Origin of the sequence: Exiguobacterium sp. LL15 (assembly GCF_024436095.1) — a bacterium.
Lineage (GTDB): Bacteria > Bacillota > Bacilli > Exiguobacteriales > Exiguobacteriaceae > Exiguobacterium_A > Exiguobacterium_A indicum.
The window spans coordinates 1,392,086-1,408,958 of record NZ_JANFNX010000001.1; the positions used below are offsets into that span (position 1 = coordinate 1,392,086).

At 46.4% G+C, this 16,873-nt stretch carries 18 protein-coding genes; 7 read left to right on the forward strand and 11 right to left on the reverse strand.

Going from position 1 to position 16,873, the window contains the following annotated elements:
• Positions 1-476: 476 nt before the first annotated feature.
• The 5 genes from NOM72_RS07110 to NOM72_RS07130 form a co-directional block, all read right to left on the reverse strand.
• Positions 477-743 carry a hypothetical protein gene (locus NOM72_RS07110; protein WP_174316283.1) on the reverse strand — a complete coding sequence of 89 codons (267 nt, stop codon included), beginning with the start codon at positions 741-743 and terminating at the stop codon, positions 477-479.
• Positions 744-761: 18 nt separating this feature from the next.
• Positions 762-1,559, reverse strand: a complete 798-nt coding sequence (locus tag NOM72_RS07115) for a hypothetical protein (protein ID WP_174316282.1) — start codon at positions 1,557-1,559, stop codon at positions 762-764.
• Between the two features lie 815 nt (positions 1,560-2,374).
• Positions 2,375-3,343, reverse strand: a complete 969-nt coding sequence (locus tag NOM72_RS07120) for a FecCD family ABC transporter permease (RefSeq protein WP_370688674.1) — start codon at positions 3,341-3,343, stop codon at positions 2,375-2,377.
• Positions 3,340-4,323, reverse strand: a complete 984-nt coding sequence (locus tag NOM72_RS07125; RefSeq protein WP_255998426.1) for a FecCD family ABC transporter permease — start codon at positions 4,321-4,323, stop codon at positions 3,340-3,342. The genes NOM72_RS07120 and NOM72_RS07125 overlap by 4 nt, the downstream gene beginning before the upstream one ends.
• 59 nt (positions 4,324-4,382) lie before the next feature.
• A complete protein-coding gene (locus NOM72_RS07130; RefSeq protein WP_369792085.1) occupies positions 4,383-5,249 on the reverse strand; it encodes an ABC transporter substrate-binding protein in 867 nt (288 codons plus the stop codon).
• Between the two features lie 237 nt (positions 5,250-5,486).
• Between NOM72_RS07130 and NOM72_RS07135 the strand changes: the two genes are divergently transcribed.
• Together NOM72_RS07135 and NOM72_RS07140 are read left to right on the forward strand one after the other, a co-directional pair.
• Positions 5,487-6,233, forward strand: coding sequence for an arylamine N-acetyltransferase family protein (locus tag NOM72_RS07135; protein ID WP_255998428.1), 747 nt, complete (start codon positions 5,487-5,489; stop codon positions 6,231-6,233).
• A gap of 3 nt (positions 6,234-6,236) precedes the next feature.
• Positions 6,237-6,707: an NUDIX hydrolase gene (locus NOM72_RS07140; protein WP_055967933.1), complete on the forward strand. Its 471-nt coding sequence runs from the start codon at positions 6,237-6,239 to the stop codon at positions 6,705-6,707.
• Between the two features lie 44 nt (positions 6,708-6,751).
• On the opposite strand, the gene NOM72_RS07145 is transcribed toward NOM72_RS07140, so the two are convergent.
• The 4 genes from NOM72_RS07145 to NOM72_RS16180 form a co-directional block, all read right to left on the reverse strand.
• Positions 6,752-7,453 carry a DUF554 domain-containing protein gene (locus NOM72_RS07145; RefSeq protein WP_047395308.1) on the reverse strand — a complete coding sequence of 234 codons (702 nt, stop codon included), beginning with the start codon at positions 7,451-7,453 and terminating at the stop codon, positions 6,752-6,754.
• Positions 7,454-7,469: 16 nt separating this feature from the next.
• Positions 7,470-8,402: a DMT family transporter gene (locus tag NOM72_RS07150; RefSeq protein WP_255998431.1), complete on the reverse strand. Its 933-nt coding sequence runs from the start codon at positions 8,400-8,402 to the stop codon at positions 7,470-7,472.
• Positions 8,402-9,067, reverse strand: coding sequence for a GntR family transcriptional regulator (locus NOM72_RS07155; protein ID WP_035397508.1), 666 nt, complete (start codon positions 9,065-9,067; stop codon positions 8,402-8,404). The genes NOM72_RS07150 and NOM72_RS07155 overlap by 1 nt, the downstream gene beginning before the upstream one ends.
• Positions 9,068-9,148: 81 nt before the next feature.
• Positions 9,149-9,919 (reverse strand): CPBP family intramembrane glutamic endopeptidase, encoded by a 771-nt coding sequence (locus NOM72_RS16180; RefSeq protein ID WP_055967927.1) that lies wholly within the window; start codon positions 9,917-9,919, stop codon positions 9,149-9,151.
• A gap of 159 nt (positions 9,920-10,078) precedes the next feature.
• On the opposite strand from NOM72_RS16180, the gene NOM72_RS07165 reads away from it, so the two are divergent.
• The 4 genes from NOM72_RS07165 to NOM72_RS07180 all read left to right on the forward strand — a co-directional run bounded on the left by NOM72_RS07165 (position 10,079) and on the right by NOM72_RS07180 (position 13,172).
• On the forward strand, positions 10,079-10,402 hold the full coding sequence (locus NOM72_RS07165; RefSeq protein WP_023468214.1) for a PadR family transcriptional regulator: 324 nt from the start codon (positions 10,079-10,081) through the stop codon (positions 10,400-10,402).
• Between the two features lies 1 nt (position 10,403).
• Entirely contained in the window at positions 10,404-11,162 is a 759-nt protein-coding gene (locus NOM72_RS07170; RefSeq protein ID WP_174316275.1) for a hypothetical protein, read from the forward strand.
• Positions 11,163-11,674: 512 nt separating this feature from the next.
• Positions 11,675-12,580, forward strand: a complete 906-nt coding sequence (locus NOM72_RS07175; RefSeq protein ID WP_064300920.1) for a helix-turn-helix transcriptional regulator — start codon at positions 11,675-11,677, stop codon at positions 12,578-12,580.
• A 76-nt stretch (positions 12,581-12,656) separates the two neighbouring features.
• Complete coding sequence (locus NOM72_RS07180; protein ID WP_174316274.1) at positions 12,657-13,172, forward strand: DinB family protein; 516 nt, start codon at positions 12,657-12,659, stop codon at positions 13,170-13,172.
• A 92-nt stretch (positions 13,173-13,264) separates the two neighbouring features.
• On the opposite strand, the gene NOM72_RS07185 is transcribed toward NOM72_RS07180, so the two are convergent.
• Complete coding sequence (locus NOM72_RS07185; protein WP_174316273.1) at positions 13,265-13,828, reverse strand: GNAT family N-acetyltransferase; 564 nt, start codon at positions 13,826-13,828, stop codon at positions 13,265-13,267.
• 15 nt (positions 13,829-13,843) lie between these two features.
• Positions 13,844-15,079 carry an MDR family MFS transporter gene (locus NOM72_RS07190; RefSeq protein ID WP_255998435.1) on the reverse strand — a complete coding sequence of 412 codons (1,236 nt, stop codon included), beginning with the start codon at positions 15,077-15,079 and terminating at the stop codon, positions 13,844-13,846.
• 102 nt (positions 15,080-15,181) lie between these two features.
• Between NOM72_RS07190 and NOM72_RS07195 the strand changes: the two genes are divergently transcribed.
• Entirely contained in the window at positions 15,182-16,813 is a 1,632-nt protein-coding gene (locus NOM72_RS07195) for an ABC transporter substrate-binding protein (RefSeq protein ID WP_255998437.1), read from the forward strand.
• Positions 16,814-16,873: the final 60 nt, after the last annotated feature.

Here is a 16,873-nt window from a genome sequence, read left to right on the forward strand (position 1 = left end):
AGTGCGGTATCAAATGTACCAGTGATCGAAATGGCAAATGTTGTCCCCTTCGCATGAATCGTTTTTGATTTAGATGTGGATTCTTTCTTTGAGAAATCGAACGTCGATGCGAACTTTACTTTGACTCGATTTTCCGCTATCTTTCGAAAACGGTTCGTCACATGACACGCGTGTCATGCATCACACAAAGCAGGTCTCGCGTTTGAAGATGTGTTGATAACAGTCCCATATTGAGTCCTTTTAGAGAGCGTTGAAGTGCGAAAGTTATTATCTACATAAGTTTGCGGAGTTCGACTAACTCTACTCGCGATTCAGCAATATATTCACTTCAATAATGAAGAACGATAGCAACAACGCTTAAAACGGCTTGGTCCGTTAGAATACAGAGCGCAAGCCGTTTAAATTTTTTTTATTATTTGTCCTGTCTACTTAACAGGGAGCAGTTCATAACCGACTTTACGTTAGATTCATCTGACTTATCTTTTACGAATTTTATCTTGAAGTATTCTTTCTAAAACCAAGATGTATACTAATGCAACCAGCACCCCTAGTGTACCTGGCATAACAGAAATGATTGAATCATTCAGATACACATTAGGAATTAAGTAAGTAAACAAAATTTTTACTCCATATAATACTAACAAAGATGAGAGTAACACTATAGCTATAGCTCTCTTTTTGATATTACCAAAAAATTGACCTTCTTTTTTCTCGACTTTACTTATACCTAGCCATGATAACACTCTAAGCACCCCCGTCATTTATAGATATTCGTAAACAATACCACCCAAGCAACTTACTGCACCTAGTAATCCAATCCGCCGAACTAAAAATTTAATTGCTTTATTCCAACTTGTAAAAGTAGACTCTAAAACTCCCCATACAGTAAAAGTATCTGCTTGGACACCTAAGCAACCAGCAATAACTTTTTTAATATGTTTTCGTAAAGTTGGGTCAGCTACAATTCCGTATTCAAAACTTTCATTATGCTCAACGACTTGAGTAATCGTTTTACCCGAGATAGTGAAGTGTGTCGGAACAGCTTCACCTTTAGCATCATAAGCCCATGGAGAATCAATAGAAGCAACGATATTCTTACGATCATCAAGAGCATCGATGCCCCCATCTTCTCGTTTGACTAGTGAGTCGTACTCTCCTGTCATTTCAAAAGAGTATTCCTTCGGAGATTCAGGGGAATCAATTTTAATGACCGCTCGTGCATCTCCACTTTCTAAAGATTCATACACAATGCTGTGATTGTCAGCAATAGTTGCAATTTTCCCTGCAATTATCGAAGCATTCCCAGAATCGGTTTTTAATCCCACAGTTCCATTTTGAAGCTCTGAATTGCCTTCCCCTGTAGCCACAGTAGGATTACTACCAAGCGCAGTTTCAATAGTTCCTTCTTTTTCAAGTGTATCCAGTATCTCAATAGACTCGGACACGTTTTTTTCTAACTCGTTTCTTACACCTGCATTTGCACCTACAGGAGCTGCAATACCAATAGCGAGACTAAATACCATAGATGCTATTACAGAAGATTTTAATAATTGATTCATTATATTATACTCTCCCTTTAGAATAAATTTTAATTCATTTCAAAAAATATACTCAATATAAATAGTTTCCACTCCTTTCTTTTGAGTACAAAAAACACTTTATCACAAATGTATATATTTGTATTAAAATTTTATTACGTTTTTTGCATTTATTTCAAAAAATAAATTTTTATAAATTAATTAAAAAAGTAAATAATATTTTTATAATATTAGGAGAAATATATTATGAACTACAATAATCTTCAAATAACTTTTTAATTGGACAATTTGCCAAATTAAGCGTAACACTTCTACAGAAAAGACCTCGTATTAGACTAGACTGACTTTTCAGTATGAGACACATATAAAACACTTTGATTATGCTACCAGTACACCGAAAGTATAGGGTGTACTGGTAGCATAATTTTTGGTTTATCTCTTCTTCTCTATAGTAATTTAAATATTTTGGGGTGCTTTAATATACATCATGGTCTCTTAAAAGAAGGAGTCTGATGCAATAAAACTCATCAAATGTCAAATCCGAGCAAATCGGAGTATAAAGATTCAATCACTATACCTTCCAAACAGTTTCCTATAAGAAACGGCTACTGGTTAGATGATTTCTTTCTTTGTTGTTAATTCGCCACTCATCTTATTATTTATTAGTGTCTGCTTTAATTCGCTTAGTTATTCATTTTTACACAGACAAAAATACCATTGAAGCTAGTATTTTTTAAAAGTATACAATACGAAGATGCTTTTATATTGTGTCGAAAACTTAAGATTGCCTCGCCTAACTTTTTGCGTCAAAGACTCCATTTTTAGTATATCGAATATCATGCCGCCCGCTCTCTTCGTAAGAGATACAGGAAGTACGGTACACCGATGATTGCTGTGATCAATCCGGCTGGTACTTCAAGCGGCGGATGAATCCCGCGACCGAGCGCATCGGCGACGACGAGCAGCCCACCGCCGAGTAACAGCGCCATCGGTAAAACGGCGAGATGTTTATGTCCGACGAGACGCCGTGCCATATGTGGAGCAATCAGACCGATGAAGCCGATTGCACCGACCGTCGCGACGGCAACACCCGCTAGAACAACAGCGAGCGCTAAGAAGACGTGCCGCGTCCGCTGAATCGGTAACCCGAGACCAATGCTGACTTCCTCACTAAGTGATAAGACATCGAGTTGACGATGGCGATAGAAGAGGATCGCACCAATCACGACGAGCACCGGCGCTAAGATCAACACTTCCTGCCACCCTTTCCCGAACAGACTTCCAGCAAGCCAGACGAGTGAATCGTTCGTCTGGAGTGGAAATTTAATCAACAGGTATTCTGTTCCTGAAGCACAGATCGCACTAACGGCGATACCAAGTAACGCAAACGAACTGCGTGAGACGTTTCCACCCCGCTCAAGCATCATCAACGCTAACATGACGAGTGCTGCTCCGATAAAGGCGGCGAGCGGTGTCAACAAGAGCGGACCGTCCGGCACGAGGGCAATCGTCAAAACAGCGAACAGAGACGCTCCATTCGTCACCCCAATCACGTCCGGTGAGATCAATGGATTGCGGATGACACTTTGTAAGATGACTCCAGCAAGAGCGAAACTCGCACCTGCTAAAAAGGCAAGGACCGTTCGCGGCAAGCGGTAATTTTGGACGATGAAGGCATCCTTTCCACCGAAGAACGACTGCCAGAGTTCCGTTACCGACAACTGAATCGAACCGACCGACAGTAAGGCGAAGCTTGTGACGAAAACGATTACTGCGACAAGTAGAATCCGACGCATCTCTCTCATCGTAATCCCCCTTTCATCTGACGGCGTGCCAGCAGAAGGAAGAAGGGTGCTCCGAGTAATGACGTCACGATGCCGACCGGTGATTCATACGGATAGGCAATGAAGCGCGCGAGGACATCGGCGTACGTCAACAACAGACCACCGATGACGGCAGAGACGGGTAAGACGATCCGGTAGTCCTCACCAACGAGGCGACGCGTAATATGCGGCACCATCAAACCGATGAAGCCGATTGCTCCGGCGACGGCAACCGTCACCCCTGCGAGTAACACGACACTGATGCCGGCAAGCAGACGGATCCGCGTCACTTTTTGTCCGAGTCCGACCGCGACGTCTTGCCCGAGTTGGAAAACGGCGAGCGACTTCGCAAGACTTGCCGCAAGAATCAAACCGGCGAGCGACCACGGTAAGACGATCCGGAGTTCGAGCCAGCTTGCGTCACTGAGCGAACCGGACAACCAATACAACACGTTCGTAATTCGATCGTTGAACAAGATCAAGCCTTTCGTTAGCGACGTCAATAAGAGATGGATCGCCATCCCAACGAGGGCAAGTTTTAACGCCGTCATTCCGCGAATCGAAGCGAATGAAAAGACGAGCACGCCACCGAGTAAGGCACCGGCAAAAGCGAAGTAAAGCAAGTTCGCCGTTCCGAGTGACGGAAAGATGAGTAGGCTTAAGACGACGAGAAACGACGCACCAGCATTGACCCCAAAGACTTGTGGTGAAGCGAGCGGATTCCGTGTCACAGCTTGCATGATCGCTCCAGCGACAGCAAGGTTTGCTCCGAGCAACAACCCGAGTAAGAGACGCGGCAGGCGCAGATTCGTCAGGACGAGTCCCGCTTTAGAGGTCGTGCCACTGATCCACTCCTGCACTAAGTGGACCGGATTCATCTGTGTGATACCAAAGAACAAGCTACTATAAACGGCCAAGCCACTGAGTAAGATAAGTACGAAAATCAGACGTTTCCGCTGCACCGGATCTTTCCCCTTTCATCAAGACGAAAAGCCAGATTGCTCCGGCTTTTTGTCGTTCGTTATTTCTGTTTGAGCAATTGAATTGCTTCGTCAACGATTTGTTCAGCAGCGTCCAGACCACGGTAACGTGTCCAGAGGTCACGATTGACTTCATAGACTTCTCCGTTTTTGACCGCTGTGATCTGATTCCAGAGCGGATTATCCTTCCACTCTTTCAGTAACTTCGGATCGGCTTCCGCCATGAAGATGACATCCGGATCCCACTTGACCATCTGCTCTAACGTGATCGTCACGGTCGGTTCCGCTGTTTTCGTAACGGCATTCTCGATACCAATCTTCTCGAGCAACTCACCGTCAAACGACGTCTCACCGTGTGCTGTCAGTGAATCGGCGCGGAAGACACCGACCATGACTTTCCGGTCATCTTTTGGATCAACCTTCTTCTTCGCTGCCTGCAAGCGCTCTTCATGAAGCGCAAGGCGATCGTCCATCTGTTTCGTTTTGCCGACCGCTTCCGCAATCGTCTTGAACGAATCGATGTTCTCTTCATACGTTGCATTGCGACTCTTCAAGATGATCGTCGGTGCAATTTCTTGTAATTGCTTGTAAATCCCTTTATGACGATTGAAGTCGCCGATGATCAAGTCCGGTTGCAAGGAACTGATCACTTCAAGATTCGGTTGTTGGCGTGTACCGACTTCCGTGAACGAGATGTCTTTTCCGAGTAATCCGGAGACATCGGTCTTGTTTTCTTGTGCAATCCCGACTGGTGTGATGCCGAGTTCATCTAACGCATCAACGAACGAGAATTCGAGCGCGACGACCTTCTTCGGCTTTTCCGGTACTTTCGTTTTTCCTGCTTCGTGCGTGATCGTCCGCGTCTTTTCGTTCGATTGCTCTGCTTGACTAGAACAAGCCGCAAGCATCAAACTGCTCAACACGAGGAGCGTCAACGCTGTCATCCAAGTTTTCCGTCTCATGGTGAGACCTCCTTTGATTCGTGATTCGACATTGAGAATCATTCTTAATTAATCCTGTCTCAGCATATCAAAGATTTCCATCGAACAAAAGGGAAATCCTTATTTTCAGATAATATAGACTGAAATCCACATTTTCTGAAGCAATATGGGATAATCAGGTAGTGAATAAAGGAGGGATCAGAGATGGATTGGATGAAAGACTTAGGACAGCGAATTGAGTTTCCGCTCGATGCAATCACGTTTGATCAATTACCTGACTTACTCGAAGCCTTCGCCTACCAGTTACCGTTCGAGAATACGACCGTCCTTGAGAAGCGAATCCGGCCGTTTAGCGACGAGCGCTTCATCGAGACATTTCTGACAGAGCGACGCGGTGGTGTCTGTTACGACCTGAACGGACTGCTGCACCGGGTCCTGCAGGAACTGAATTGTCCCGTTCGACTCGTTCAAGCGACTGTTTACGATACGAAGTCGGACGCCTGGTCAGCGACCGGACCGACCCATGTTGCGATCATTTGGAATGAAACGCACTTGCTCGATACCGGCTTCGGCGTCAATTTACCGCTCGTTCCTGTTCCGTTGAATGGGGAGACCGTTCATTCCGCTAGCGGCAGTTACCGGATCATCAATAATGACACACTTGTGATGAAGCGAACGGGACAAGCGGAGTTTGTGACTGGCTACCGGTTCGACCGCGAGACATCCATTACAACAGATGACTTATCGAAGATGGAACAGATCATCCAGCAGAGCGACGCTTCGCCGTTCAATAAAGGTCACCTCGTCGCGATGCGGACGCCGCGCGGACAAAAGACGTTGACTGAGCGGACGTTACGGATTGAAGAAACGACGACGACCGAGTTACCGGTCGCAGGTCCCGCCCAATTCGACATGCTGTACAATACACACTTTTTAGGACGGGAGTCGTAAATCATGGATCGTTATACGCTTTGTTTAATCCGCCACGTAGACCACTTTTTACTCGTCAATCGGCAAAAACGTCCAGCGATGGGCATGTGGAACGGTGTCGGTGGTAAGATCGAACCGGGCGAAACACCGGAAGCCGCCGTCATCCGCGAGACGTTCGAAGAGACGGGTATCATGCTCAATAAAGTGACATCAAAAGGCATCGTCCGCTTACACGGGGAAGAGACATCTGGTATGTACCTCTACCTAGCTGATATAGAAGAGCGTCCGTTTCCAACACCGGTCATGACAGTTGAAGGAATCCTCGATTGGAAATCACTCGACTGGATTCTAGACGACGATAACATTGGCATCATCAGCAACCTCCGGCACTACCTACCGATTGTTCTGTCGACCGAGCATCCATTACTGCATGACTTCCATTACGATGGACATACAATCACGGCATACGAGACACATGAATTGATCGAGTCATAACACAACATCCCCGCTCGTCCTTTCGGACAGGCGGGGATGTCTCGTTAGAATAGATGTAAGCCCGTCACGATGACAGCGACGATGACGATGCCCGGTAACAAGTTCGCGACACGGATTTTCGTGATTCCAGCGAGATTGAGACCGATTGCTGCAATCATCACTCCACCGGTCGCCGTCATCTCCAAGATGAATTCTTGCAGCGCGGCGTCAGGAATGAACTTCGTGATCGCAACGGCACTCAGTGCAATCGCCCCTTGATAGAGGAAGACGGGAATCGCTGAGAACATGACGCCGATCCCGAGCGTTGAACTGAGGACGAGCGCCGTGAAACCGTCAATCAACCCCTTCGTATAGAGGACGTCGTGATCCTGACGCAGTCCACCGTCGAGCGCACCGAGGACACCCATCGCTCCGATGACGAAAATCAACGTCGCGGTGACGAAGCCTTCCGCGATATTTGATGGACGACCGCGACTGATCTTACGTTCGAGCCACGCCCCCATCCGGTCGAGCTTCTCATCGAGGCGGAACCATTCCCCGATCGCACCTCCGAGAACGAGACTACCGATGACGATCAAAAAGTTCGTGCTCTTCATCCCCATCTGGATCCCGAGCACGACGACGGCTAGACCAATCGCTTGCAAGACCGTCTCCTTCATCCGTTCCGGAATCCGGTGGAACATCAATCCGAGCAACGTCCCGATGATGATCAGGACGGTATTGACGAGTGTACCTGTTAAAACCATCTGACAGCCTACTTTCTCAATTGATTTTTCGTTTCGCAGGACGGACGACCGTCCGCTCCGCCTGATTCAAGCTATGCAACGTCATCCCGAGCATGACGAGGATGATCCCGAATGTCGCGAGTCCCGTCGGCAGTCCCGCATGGAGAAACAGAATCTCGCCGAGAACGGTGAAGACGATCTCAAACGACTGCGTCGCTTCGATCGCAGCTAACCGGACCGGTTCCGTCCGGACGAGCGACGTCGCGTAGAAGAAGAGCGATGTCGCGATGACGCCCGAGAATAAGGCGACGAAGCCGGACTGAGTCACTTGACTGACACTTGGTAATCCGACTTGTATGTAAGCAATTACGGAGAGCACGATCCAAAACGGTAAACTCGCGATCGTCATCCCGAGGATCCGTTCAAAGACGTCGAGCTCATCCCCATACCGTTCCATCATCTTCCGGTTACCGAGCGGATAGGCAATCGCAGCGACGAGCACCGGCAAGGCACCGAACAGGAAGGATTGTAGCGATAGACTTCCTGCGACGGATAACTGCATGACGACGACCCCAAGGACGATCAAGACGGAATACTTAAGGGCCGACCACGGAATCCGTTGCTTGAACAAGGGAGCAAGCAGCGGTCCGGCTAGGATCGTCAATTGCCACGTTCCGGCAATCAACCAGCCTGGCGCATGATCGGCAGCAAGACAGATGCTACCGTAAAACAGTCCGAAACCAATCGTTCCGTACAGTAACCAAAAGCCGATATCTGCTCGCAGTGCTTGTATGACGCGCCCGATGCCTCGGCGCATCAAGACGATGACGATAAAGAACGGCAACATCAAGAAGAAGCGAAGCGACGCACTGTAGATCCAGTGCCCCCCTGCTCCTTGCATCGATTGATTCAAGATGAAGGTGACGGCAAAGAACATCGCCGCTAGGATGCCATACATGATAGGTCGCATCAGCGCTCCTCCTTTAGGGTCGAGACGAGTAGACGACCGAGCCCGTTCCAGTTGTGTTCCGTCGCTTGGACGAGCTGTTCGATATCCCGTTGTTGGCACGCGATCAAAATCGCCGCATGATCGGCAATCGATTGGCGTCCGAGTCGATCGAACTGGGCGTATTCAAGCCGGCGGATCAGCGGTGTTAATCGGCGAATCGTTTCTCGTAGCTGAGCGTTCTGACTGCGCAACACGAAGACATCGTGAAAGGCATCGTCTAACGTCAGTGCTGTCTCCGTCTCCTGTTGATCGATTGCCGTCGTGAACTGTTGATGGATCGTCTGAAGTTCCATCAAGTCGTCTTCCGTCAATTGCGGTCCGGCTAGACGCGCTGCCAGCCCGTGCAGCGTCGCGATGATTGGATAGGTTTGCTGTGCTTGTTCAGCATCAAGCTCCGTCACGATCGTCCGCGAGCCCCGTTTCGCAAAAATCAATCCCTCCTCCTCGAGTCGTTTCAAGGCTTCGCGGACCGGTGTCCGGCTGACTCCGAACATTTCCGCGAGCGCTTGATCGTTCACCTTCTCGCCTGGGGCGAGGCGTAAAGTGATGATGTGATGCTGTAAACGTCGATATACTTCCTCACTGAGAGGAAGTCGTGCAATGGCTAAATCATCTGTAGGTTTCATACGAGTAATATATTACATATTAATCATTGATACTAGCTTTATTCAAAAAAACTCCCCGTCAAACAACGGAGAGTCAGCTATTCAAACGTTACGTGGATTCATCGGTCCATTCAGGTGACTGAGATCGTGCCGTTTCAACAAGATCAATTGAATGACAATCGCGACGAGTAGATAAGCTTGTGTCAAAAGAGGAGTGATGCCTAAATTGACGTTCACGACATCCGCTGCGATGCTCGCGAAATCCCATAACGCATGGAAAATGATCAATGGCCAAAGAGTATTCAGCTTGAGTGCGATGATCGCTAAGAACACACCAAAGACGAATGTATTCGCAAGTTGGAACAACATCGCTGCTGGGGGAATCAAGGCGATCAAATTAAGCAAGTGGAAAGATGAGAATAGGAGCGCACTGATGAGGACGGCACGATACGGATGTTCGTTCGGTCGAAGGTAACGTAAGATGATGCCTCGAAACAAGACTTCCTCATTGAAACCAACGAATAAGGTCGTCAGGAAGACGATTCCGACAAGTTGGAGTGCCGATGATGAAATCGAGGTCGTGAGCATCGCATTGACGATCAATCCGACTTGAACGATAACGATCAGCAGTAACGGAATGTACCAGATCAGACCCCGCGACTGCAGTTTCGAAAACCCGACGGCAGCAAACGTGGCATGTCGACGAATGTACCAGACGAGAAAAATCGCTGTAACGACTTCACCGAAGATCGCGATACGTAACAACTCCGGTTCACCATAACGAATGCCGAAACCAAACGCAGAGACAGCCATGACGATACCCATGATGATGAAGACGACGGTCGCCGAGACGACAGTATTCCGCTTATCCACGATCAATACCTCCCTTTTCTAAACAAGCGACGTATCTACTTTATGATTTGTTTACCTTTTTTTCAGGGAAATGAATCTTTTTCCTCCAGCTACCTTGTAATACAAAATAGCTTGGTATATCATTACCTTGTAATACCAAGTAGCGAAAGGATGATGTGGATGTCATCGACGCAAATGTTAAAGGGGATTCTCGACGGTTGTTTACTTGCACTGATCGCGGAAGAAGAGATTTATGGTTATGAACTGGCGACGAAACTGAAAGCATACGGTTTCTCTGACATCAGCGAAGGAACGATCTATCCATTGTTGATCCGGATGCAAAAACTGGGCTGGATCGAAGCGACTTCACGCGTCTCTCCGTCCGGTCCGAAACGGAAGTATTATTCGATCACGACGAGCGGTGCAGAAGAACTCACCGCATTCAAGGAAAGATGGCAACACCTTTCGACAAGTGTTGAAAGTATTTTAAAGGAGGATGATTGAGATGACCCTATCAACGGAATCAACCCGATTTTTGGAAGACTTGAAGGTCTACCTGCTTGCTTCGGGAAAAAATGAACAAGCGACGAACGAGATCGTCCTTGAACTCGAAGACCATCTGATTGAAGCGGAAGCGGATGGCAAATCGGTTCGTTCCATCACGGGTGACAGTCCTGCCGCCTACATCCAGTCGATCTCACACGAGATGGCATTTGATTCAAAACAAGCCTTTTGGACGATCATGCAAGTGTATCTTGGTGCTTCCAGCTTTCTATACTTACAAAATCTCTTGAATGGCACGATGACTTACAGTATCCTGCTCGTCGGTGGCTTCTTACTGATAAGCGCTGTTTATTTGACGACACTTGCATTGTTGTTCCGCAAAGACGCCTTACGCGATACTGCTCGACCACGCCTCCTGCGTTACGGGATTCATGGGAGTGTTCATCTTCTTCTGATCGTCGGACTGTTGATCGTCAACGGACTCATTGATTCGCCCAAAATCACGTTATCTCCGAGCGTTGGTTGGTTAATTGGTGCCCTTCTAATTGCCTGGATTCTCGTCACGGCATGGAAGACGAAGACATGGATTTTACCGATTGCAGTGTTCGTCTATTTTGTTCCCCAAATCATTCTCCGTTCTGTATTTGATTGGTCGGAATTGACCTCTGTACTCGTCGGATATGTTGTTGCTGCCATTACAATGACAGTCGCTTTTATTCGCGAATCTAAACAAGATCAGTCAAACGTCTCAAAGCACTGAAGAAACGATTTGGTTCTGATTAAAGTATAAAACGACTATAAAAATAAAGACGTTTCCTAGCATACTTATGGCTGCAACCTGATTCATTTTTTCCCACTCTCCTTCTTATTTAGATAAGGACTTTATTTGAATTGAACCGAATTTTAACTTACTTCCTTTTCCATACGTAACCTTTGATTTTACATTTTTATGATTCATAAGTAATTTTCATTTTTTTGGTGTTAGCTTCCCGACTTCAAAGTGGTAGCTGTCTTATCGCCGAATAAATTCTTAAAGAAATAGGTCAAAATTACATATTGAATTAGATTTACAACCCAAACATATCTAATAAGATAAGGAAAACCACAAAAAGTATGCGTGATGCATACTTTTTTCTTTGGATTTTGATTCAATTCATTACGAAGTACTTTTTAATCTCTCCATAGAACGAATAAATCAATTATACTAAACGTAATTATTTGTATGGAATGACGGTTCAAACTATAGTCGTGCTTAATACAAAGGAGAATTTTTTGAAACTCGAACGATTACTGACTATCATATTTAAGTTACTGCATCGCTCTACGATCTCGGCCGCTCAATTAGCTAGTGAATTAAATGTCTCTCAGAGAACGATTTATCGAGATATTGAAACCATTAGTGCAGCTGGAATTCCCGTTACTTCTTATCATGGAACTAATGGAGGTTTCGGTATTATTGAGAATTATAAATGGGATAAGACCTTTTTAAATGCGTCTTCTATGGTCGATGTTCTATCTTTAATGAAAAGTTTATCAGCGCAATTACATGATCAAGATTTAAAAAATACGCTAGAACGGCTATCGATTCTTACGACAGAAGAACAAAATAACCATTTGCACATTGATTTAGCTGATCAATCCATTGAGCCTACTTTCTTAATTGATCTTCAAAAGAGTATCAAAGAATCAAAAAGAGTTCTGTTTCAATACATCAGTGCTCAAAAGGAACAGACCATTCGAGAAGTAGATCCCATTTTTCTACGATATAAATTTCGTACATGGTACCTTTATGCTTATTGTTATTTAAGAAATGATTACCGCGAATTCAAAGTGTCACATATGCTCAACCTTCAAAGACTTTCAACATCTATTCAGGATAACCATCCCATTCCTGGAGACAGAGCTGTCGTGAAACCCGCACGGGAAAGTATCACGTTAAGAATTCATCCTGAATCCATTCATGTAGTCTTAAACCATTTTAAGCATCAATCGATGGTTTTTGAAGAAGATGGTAGTGTTACGATGACTTTATTGTTACCTTCACCTTTACATGCGGAATGGTTAATCAACATTTTATTAAGCTTCAGATCAGGTGTAGTTGTTATTCATCCCTTGTACTTACAAGACATATTAAGAAATGAAGCCAAAAAAATAGTTAATCTATATGAGGATATATGACACTCAGATGTCATATATCCTTTTTTATAATGAACGTAGTTAGACAGTTCTTACTACAATTAAAGGAGCGATTTGGATGAATGCCGGAAAAACGATGTATGAATATCACAACTGGGCGATACAGTTGATGTTAGATCATATGGATGCATTACCTGAAAATCTATTAAATAAAGAGGTGAAAAGCTCTTATCCGACAATCGCTAAAACACTTAGTCATATTCTTGCAGTTGATACTATGTGGATTCATGTTTTAGAAAAAGTAGAATTTCAACAAGCGCTACAAGATGCGATGAGTCAATTACCATTAACTGATGCATATACAATTGAAGAATTCAAAACAGCATTCAAAAATATAGCATCAAAGTATCAACTATTTTTAAATCAGAACTCAACTCTTACTATGACGATACATGTGGATAATCCTTGGTCTGGTCCACGGGAAACGACTTTTGAAGAAATTCTTTTACATGTAGCCAATCACGGTACGTATCACCTGGGGAACATTACTACCATGTTAAGGCAGCAAAATGAACCCTCATTGATGATGGATTATTCTCTTTTTTGGTATGAAGATATGAAAGTTAAGCCATAACAGAATGTATTCGTTTTTAATGTCTATTTAGACATCACTATATAAAATAAAAAGGCGTGCACCGGTGCACGCCTTTTTATTTTATATAGTGATCAATTCCCTTGTATTGCTTCATACCGCTCACGCGTCCAGTTGTAGACATGACTCGTCACGGTCCTACCGTCGATTCGTTCTAAGACGAATGGTCGGTCAAGAACAGGGGTAAAACCGAGTTTCTCAACGACACGGCGTGATTGGTCATTAAAATCAAAGTGCCCGCACCAGACGACATCGATCGGCAGTTCCCGGAAGATGAAATCAAGTATTGCTTCGACGATTTCCGGCATCCGCCCTTCTCCCCAGTAATCAGGCGCGAGGACATAGCCAATCTCAACTTGACGGTCATGGGTGATTGAATCGTCCGGACGACGATTGAAGTGAAAACCGAAGCTACCGATCACTTCACCAGTTTCCTTATCGGTCACTGCATATTCGCCAGGTGACGCTTGGAAAATGCCGATCACTTCTTGGCTTTCGTCAAGTGACGCGTGCGGCGCCCAGCCTGCTTTTGGTCCAACATTTGGATCCTTCGCGTAAGCATACAATGCTTCTGCATCGTCGTCTTGCCAACGGCGTAACAGGTGCCGTGGCGTTTCAATAGTATCTGGTAAGTTCATCTGTATTCCCCCTTATTAAGATACGTTTCGCTCTCGTTCGACCGATTCCTTCACAAACAGACTCGTATAGACTAATCCAAATCCCGTCAAGAGGATCAATCCGAGGTAAACACTCATCATCGACGGGATCAAGAAGGTCCCGACGAGAATCGTCGACCGGGAAAGTAAATCCGCTCCAGCAAACGACGTTCCCGCGAACGCTGAGTACGCTCCGCGTTGATCGGCTGGCATCATGTTTGCTTTTTGAGTGTTCAAGACCGGAGAGTAGAGCAACTCGCCGATCGTTGCGATGAAGATGAAGACCATCAGTGCCGTCATGCTATTGGCACTCGTCACGACAACATAACCGATCGTGTACAGCATGAGACCCGCAGCGAGCGTCCGGCGCGGCGACAAACGCTTCGCTAATCGCTGGACGATGAACGTCAACGTGACGACGAGCAACGTATTTTCGATGTTGATGATACTCATCATCCGGACCCCGTTGATCGACCACCCGGCAAATGATAGTGGTTCGAACGAATCGGCGAGTCGGACGGCGACATAACTGCCCATCGAAAACTCAGCCGCTAAGATACACATCGAACCGAAGACGACCTTAACGAATGGACGGTCCCGCCAAGCGAGTTGATAGCTCGTGAAGATATCCGTGAGAACGCCACGTAGTTTTTGACGTTGCCACGTCCGTAGCGTGTCGTCAAGAAACAGATAATAGGCAATCGGTAAAACGGACGACGTGAAGCTTAATATCCCGAACAACAGCAATTGATTACTGACGTAGAGCCAGCCCCCGAGCGCCGTTCCGATGGCGATCGAGAGATTGATCAACCAGTAGTCAAGCGCATAAACCGCTTGGCGATTTTCCTTCGTCGTTGCATCGATGATAATTGCGCTCATTGCCGGTCGACCAAGATTACTTGTCACCGAGAAGACAGCGTAGATGACCATGAACAACAGCATCCAGTCGAGTGTCAATGAGATCGTCATCGTGATGAACGTCAGCGCTGTGAGCGCAGAAGTCGTGACGAGCAGACGTTTGCGGGAAAAGCGGTCGGCAAGATATCCGCCGAGTAGATTCGTGATGAAGCTGACGAAGACCATCGCGATCAAAAATGCACCGGCGATGACTTCGTTGAATGCCTGGACGAACAAGAGGGCCATGAACGGCATGATGGAGAACGAGACAGCCCGGTTGAAAAACGATGTGATAAGACGTACTTTAATTGGTTTCGGTATTTCTTTCCATTTCATATTGTCACCTTCCATTCTCTACCTGTATCATAAACAAGACAAGACACAGGAAAAATGGACGTCATTCAAAAAAGATGTCCCCTTTTAAGGAGGAGAAGGACGATGGATGCTTATCTTTTTATGTTATGGAAGACTTGCCGAAATGGACACTACTCGATTGCGACGCTTGCCGACGCCATCCATCTCAGTCCTAAACAAACGAAACGATATCTCAATAAATGGCAGGAAGACGGTTGGATTGGTTACACGAGTGGTCGCGGACGGGGCAACTTAAGTGAACTCGTCTGGTTACGCCACGTCGAACGAGAGTATGCGAAACGGATGCTCGAACGGATCGATCGAGACTCGATCGAGTCGGTGACGGAGGAATTGACGTGGGACTGGTCGCCGGCGCAAGCAGGACGCTTCATGCGGCAGCTCGAACGAAAATTCGGCTATACACAGACGACGGCTGATGCGTTATTGATTCCTCGAAAACGGAATTTCCTGACGACCCACCCGTTAGAAGCAGCGGATATCCATAGTGCCCATCTCGTCCAGAACGTCTTCAACCGGCTGTTTACGATCGATGTTGACGGCAACATCCAGGGTGAACTCGCCCATCATTATATTTGGAACGGGACGACGCTCAGTCTCTTCTTACGGAAGGACGTCCGCTTTCATGACGGCTCGCTCCTGACGAGTAAGGAAGTGACGAAGAGCCTGCGTGCTTTGATTGCCTATCCGGCTTACGCTTATTCCTACCGGCACGTGAAACAGATCGTCTCGAACGGTCCGTACCGGGTCGACCTCACACTTGATCAGCGCCGGAGTTCAATTTTGCCACAACTCGCCTCGATTCACACGAGCATCATCAAGGACGGTGTCGGGACGGGACCATTCCAACTGACGCAGCATGACGATAAGAAGACCGTTCTGACAGCGTTCCCGAACTACTTCGGCATTCGTGCCCTGCTCGACCGGATCGAATTCATCCAGATGCCGGAGCAATATGACCCGGTCTATCGGACATCGGCTTCTGATTCTAGTCCGATTGATACGATCGCGACACAATCCGGATTTGGTCTCGTCTTGCTCCATCCGCGCGCCGGTGGTCCGTTTGAATCCAAAGCCGCGCGGCATTATATCCACCGGCTCGTCGCGGAAGTCCGTGGTGACATTCATGACTTCCATGAACGGGCACAACCGAACGACTGTGGTTTTCTTGAGTCCTATAGTCAACCGTATACTGTCCCGGATGGTCCTGCCGTTTTGTTCACGCAACCGATCCGAATCAAGCTGACTGATTTTACGGACAAGGTGACACGCTGGCTCTGTCAGCGATTTGATCAGGACGGAATTCCGTATGAGTTCGTCGAGGTCGGCTTTGAAGAGAGCATCACGGATTTTCACGCGTACGATACGATTGATCTCGCCGTCCATGCCGAAGTGTTCGAGCGGAATGTCCAGTACGCCTTCTATCAGTTCATGACGAATACGTTCTCACCACCAATCCGCTTGTTTCAGCAGATGCCAGAGATGTTGAAATCGATTGAACAATATGACGCGACACCGTTCGAAGACTGGCTCCCGATCCACCAATCGATTGAGCGTTACTTAATCGACGAATCGTATTTCATCCCGTTCTATCACGATACACGACTGATTCCATATCCGATCGAATTGCAAAACATCACGATCGACTCGTTCGGTTACTTTGATTTCTCGAAGCTCTGGATCTCCAACCAATCGTGACGAATCGTTGACGAAATCTTGACCTGCTTGTGACAAAACACACACTATTTTTTAATCCAG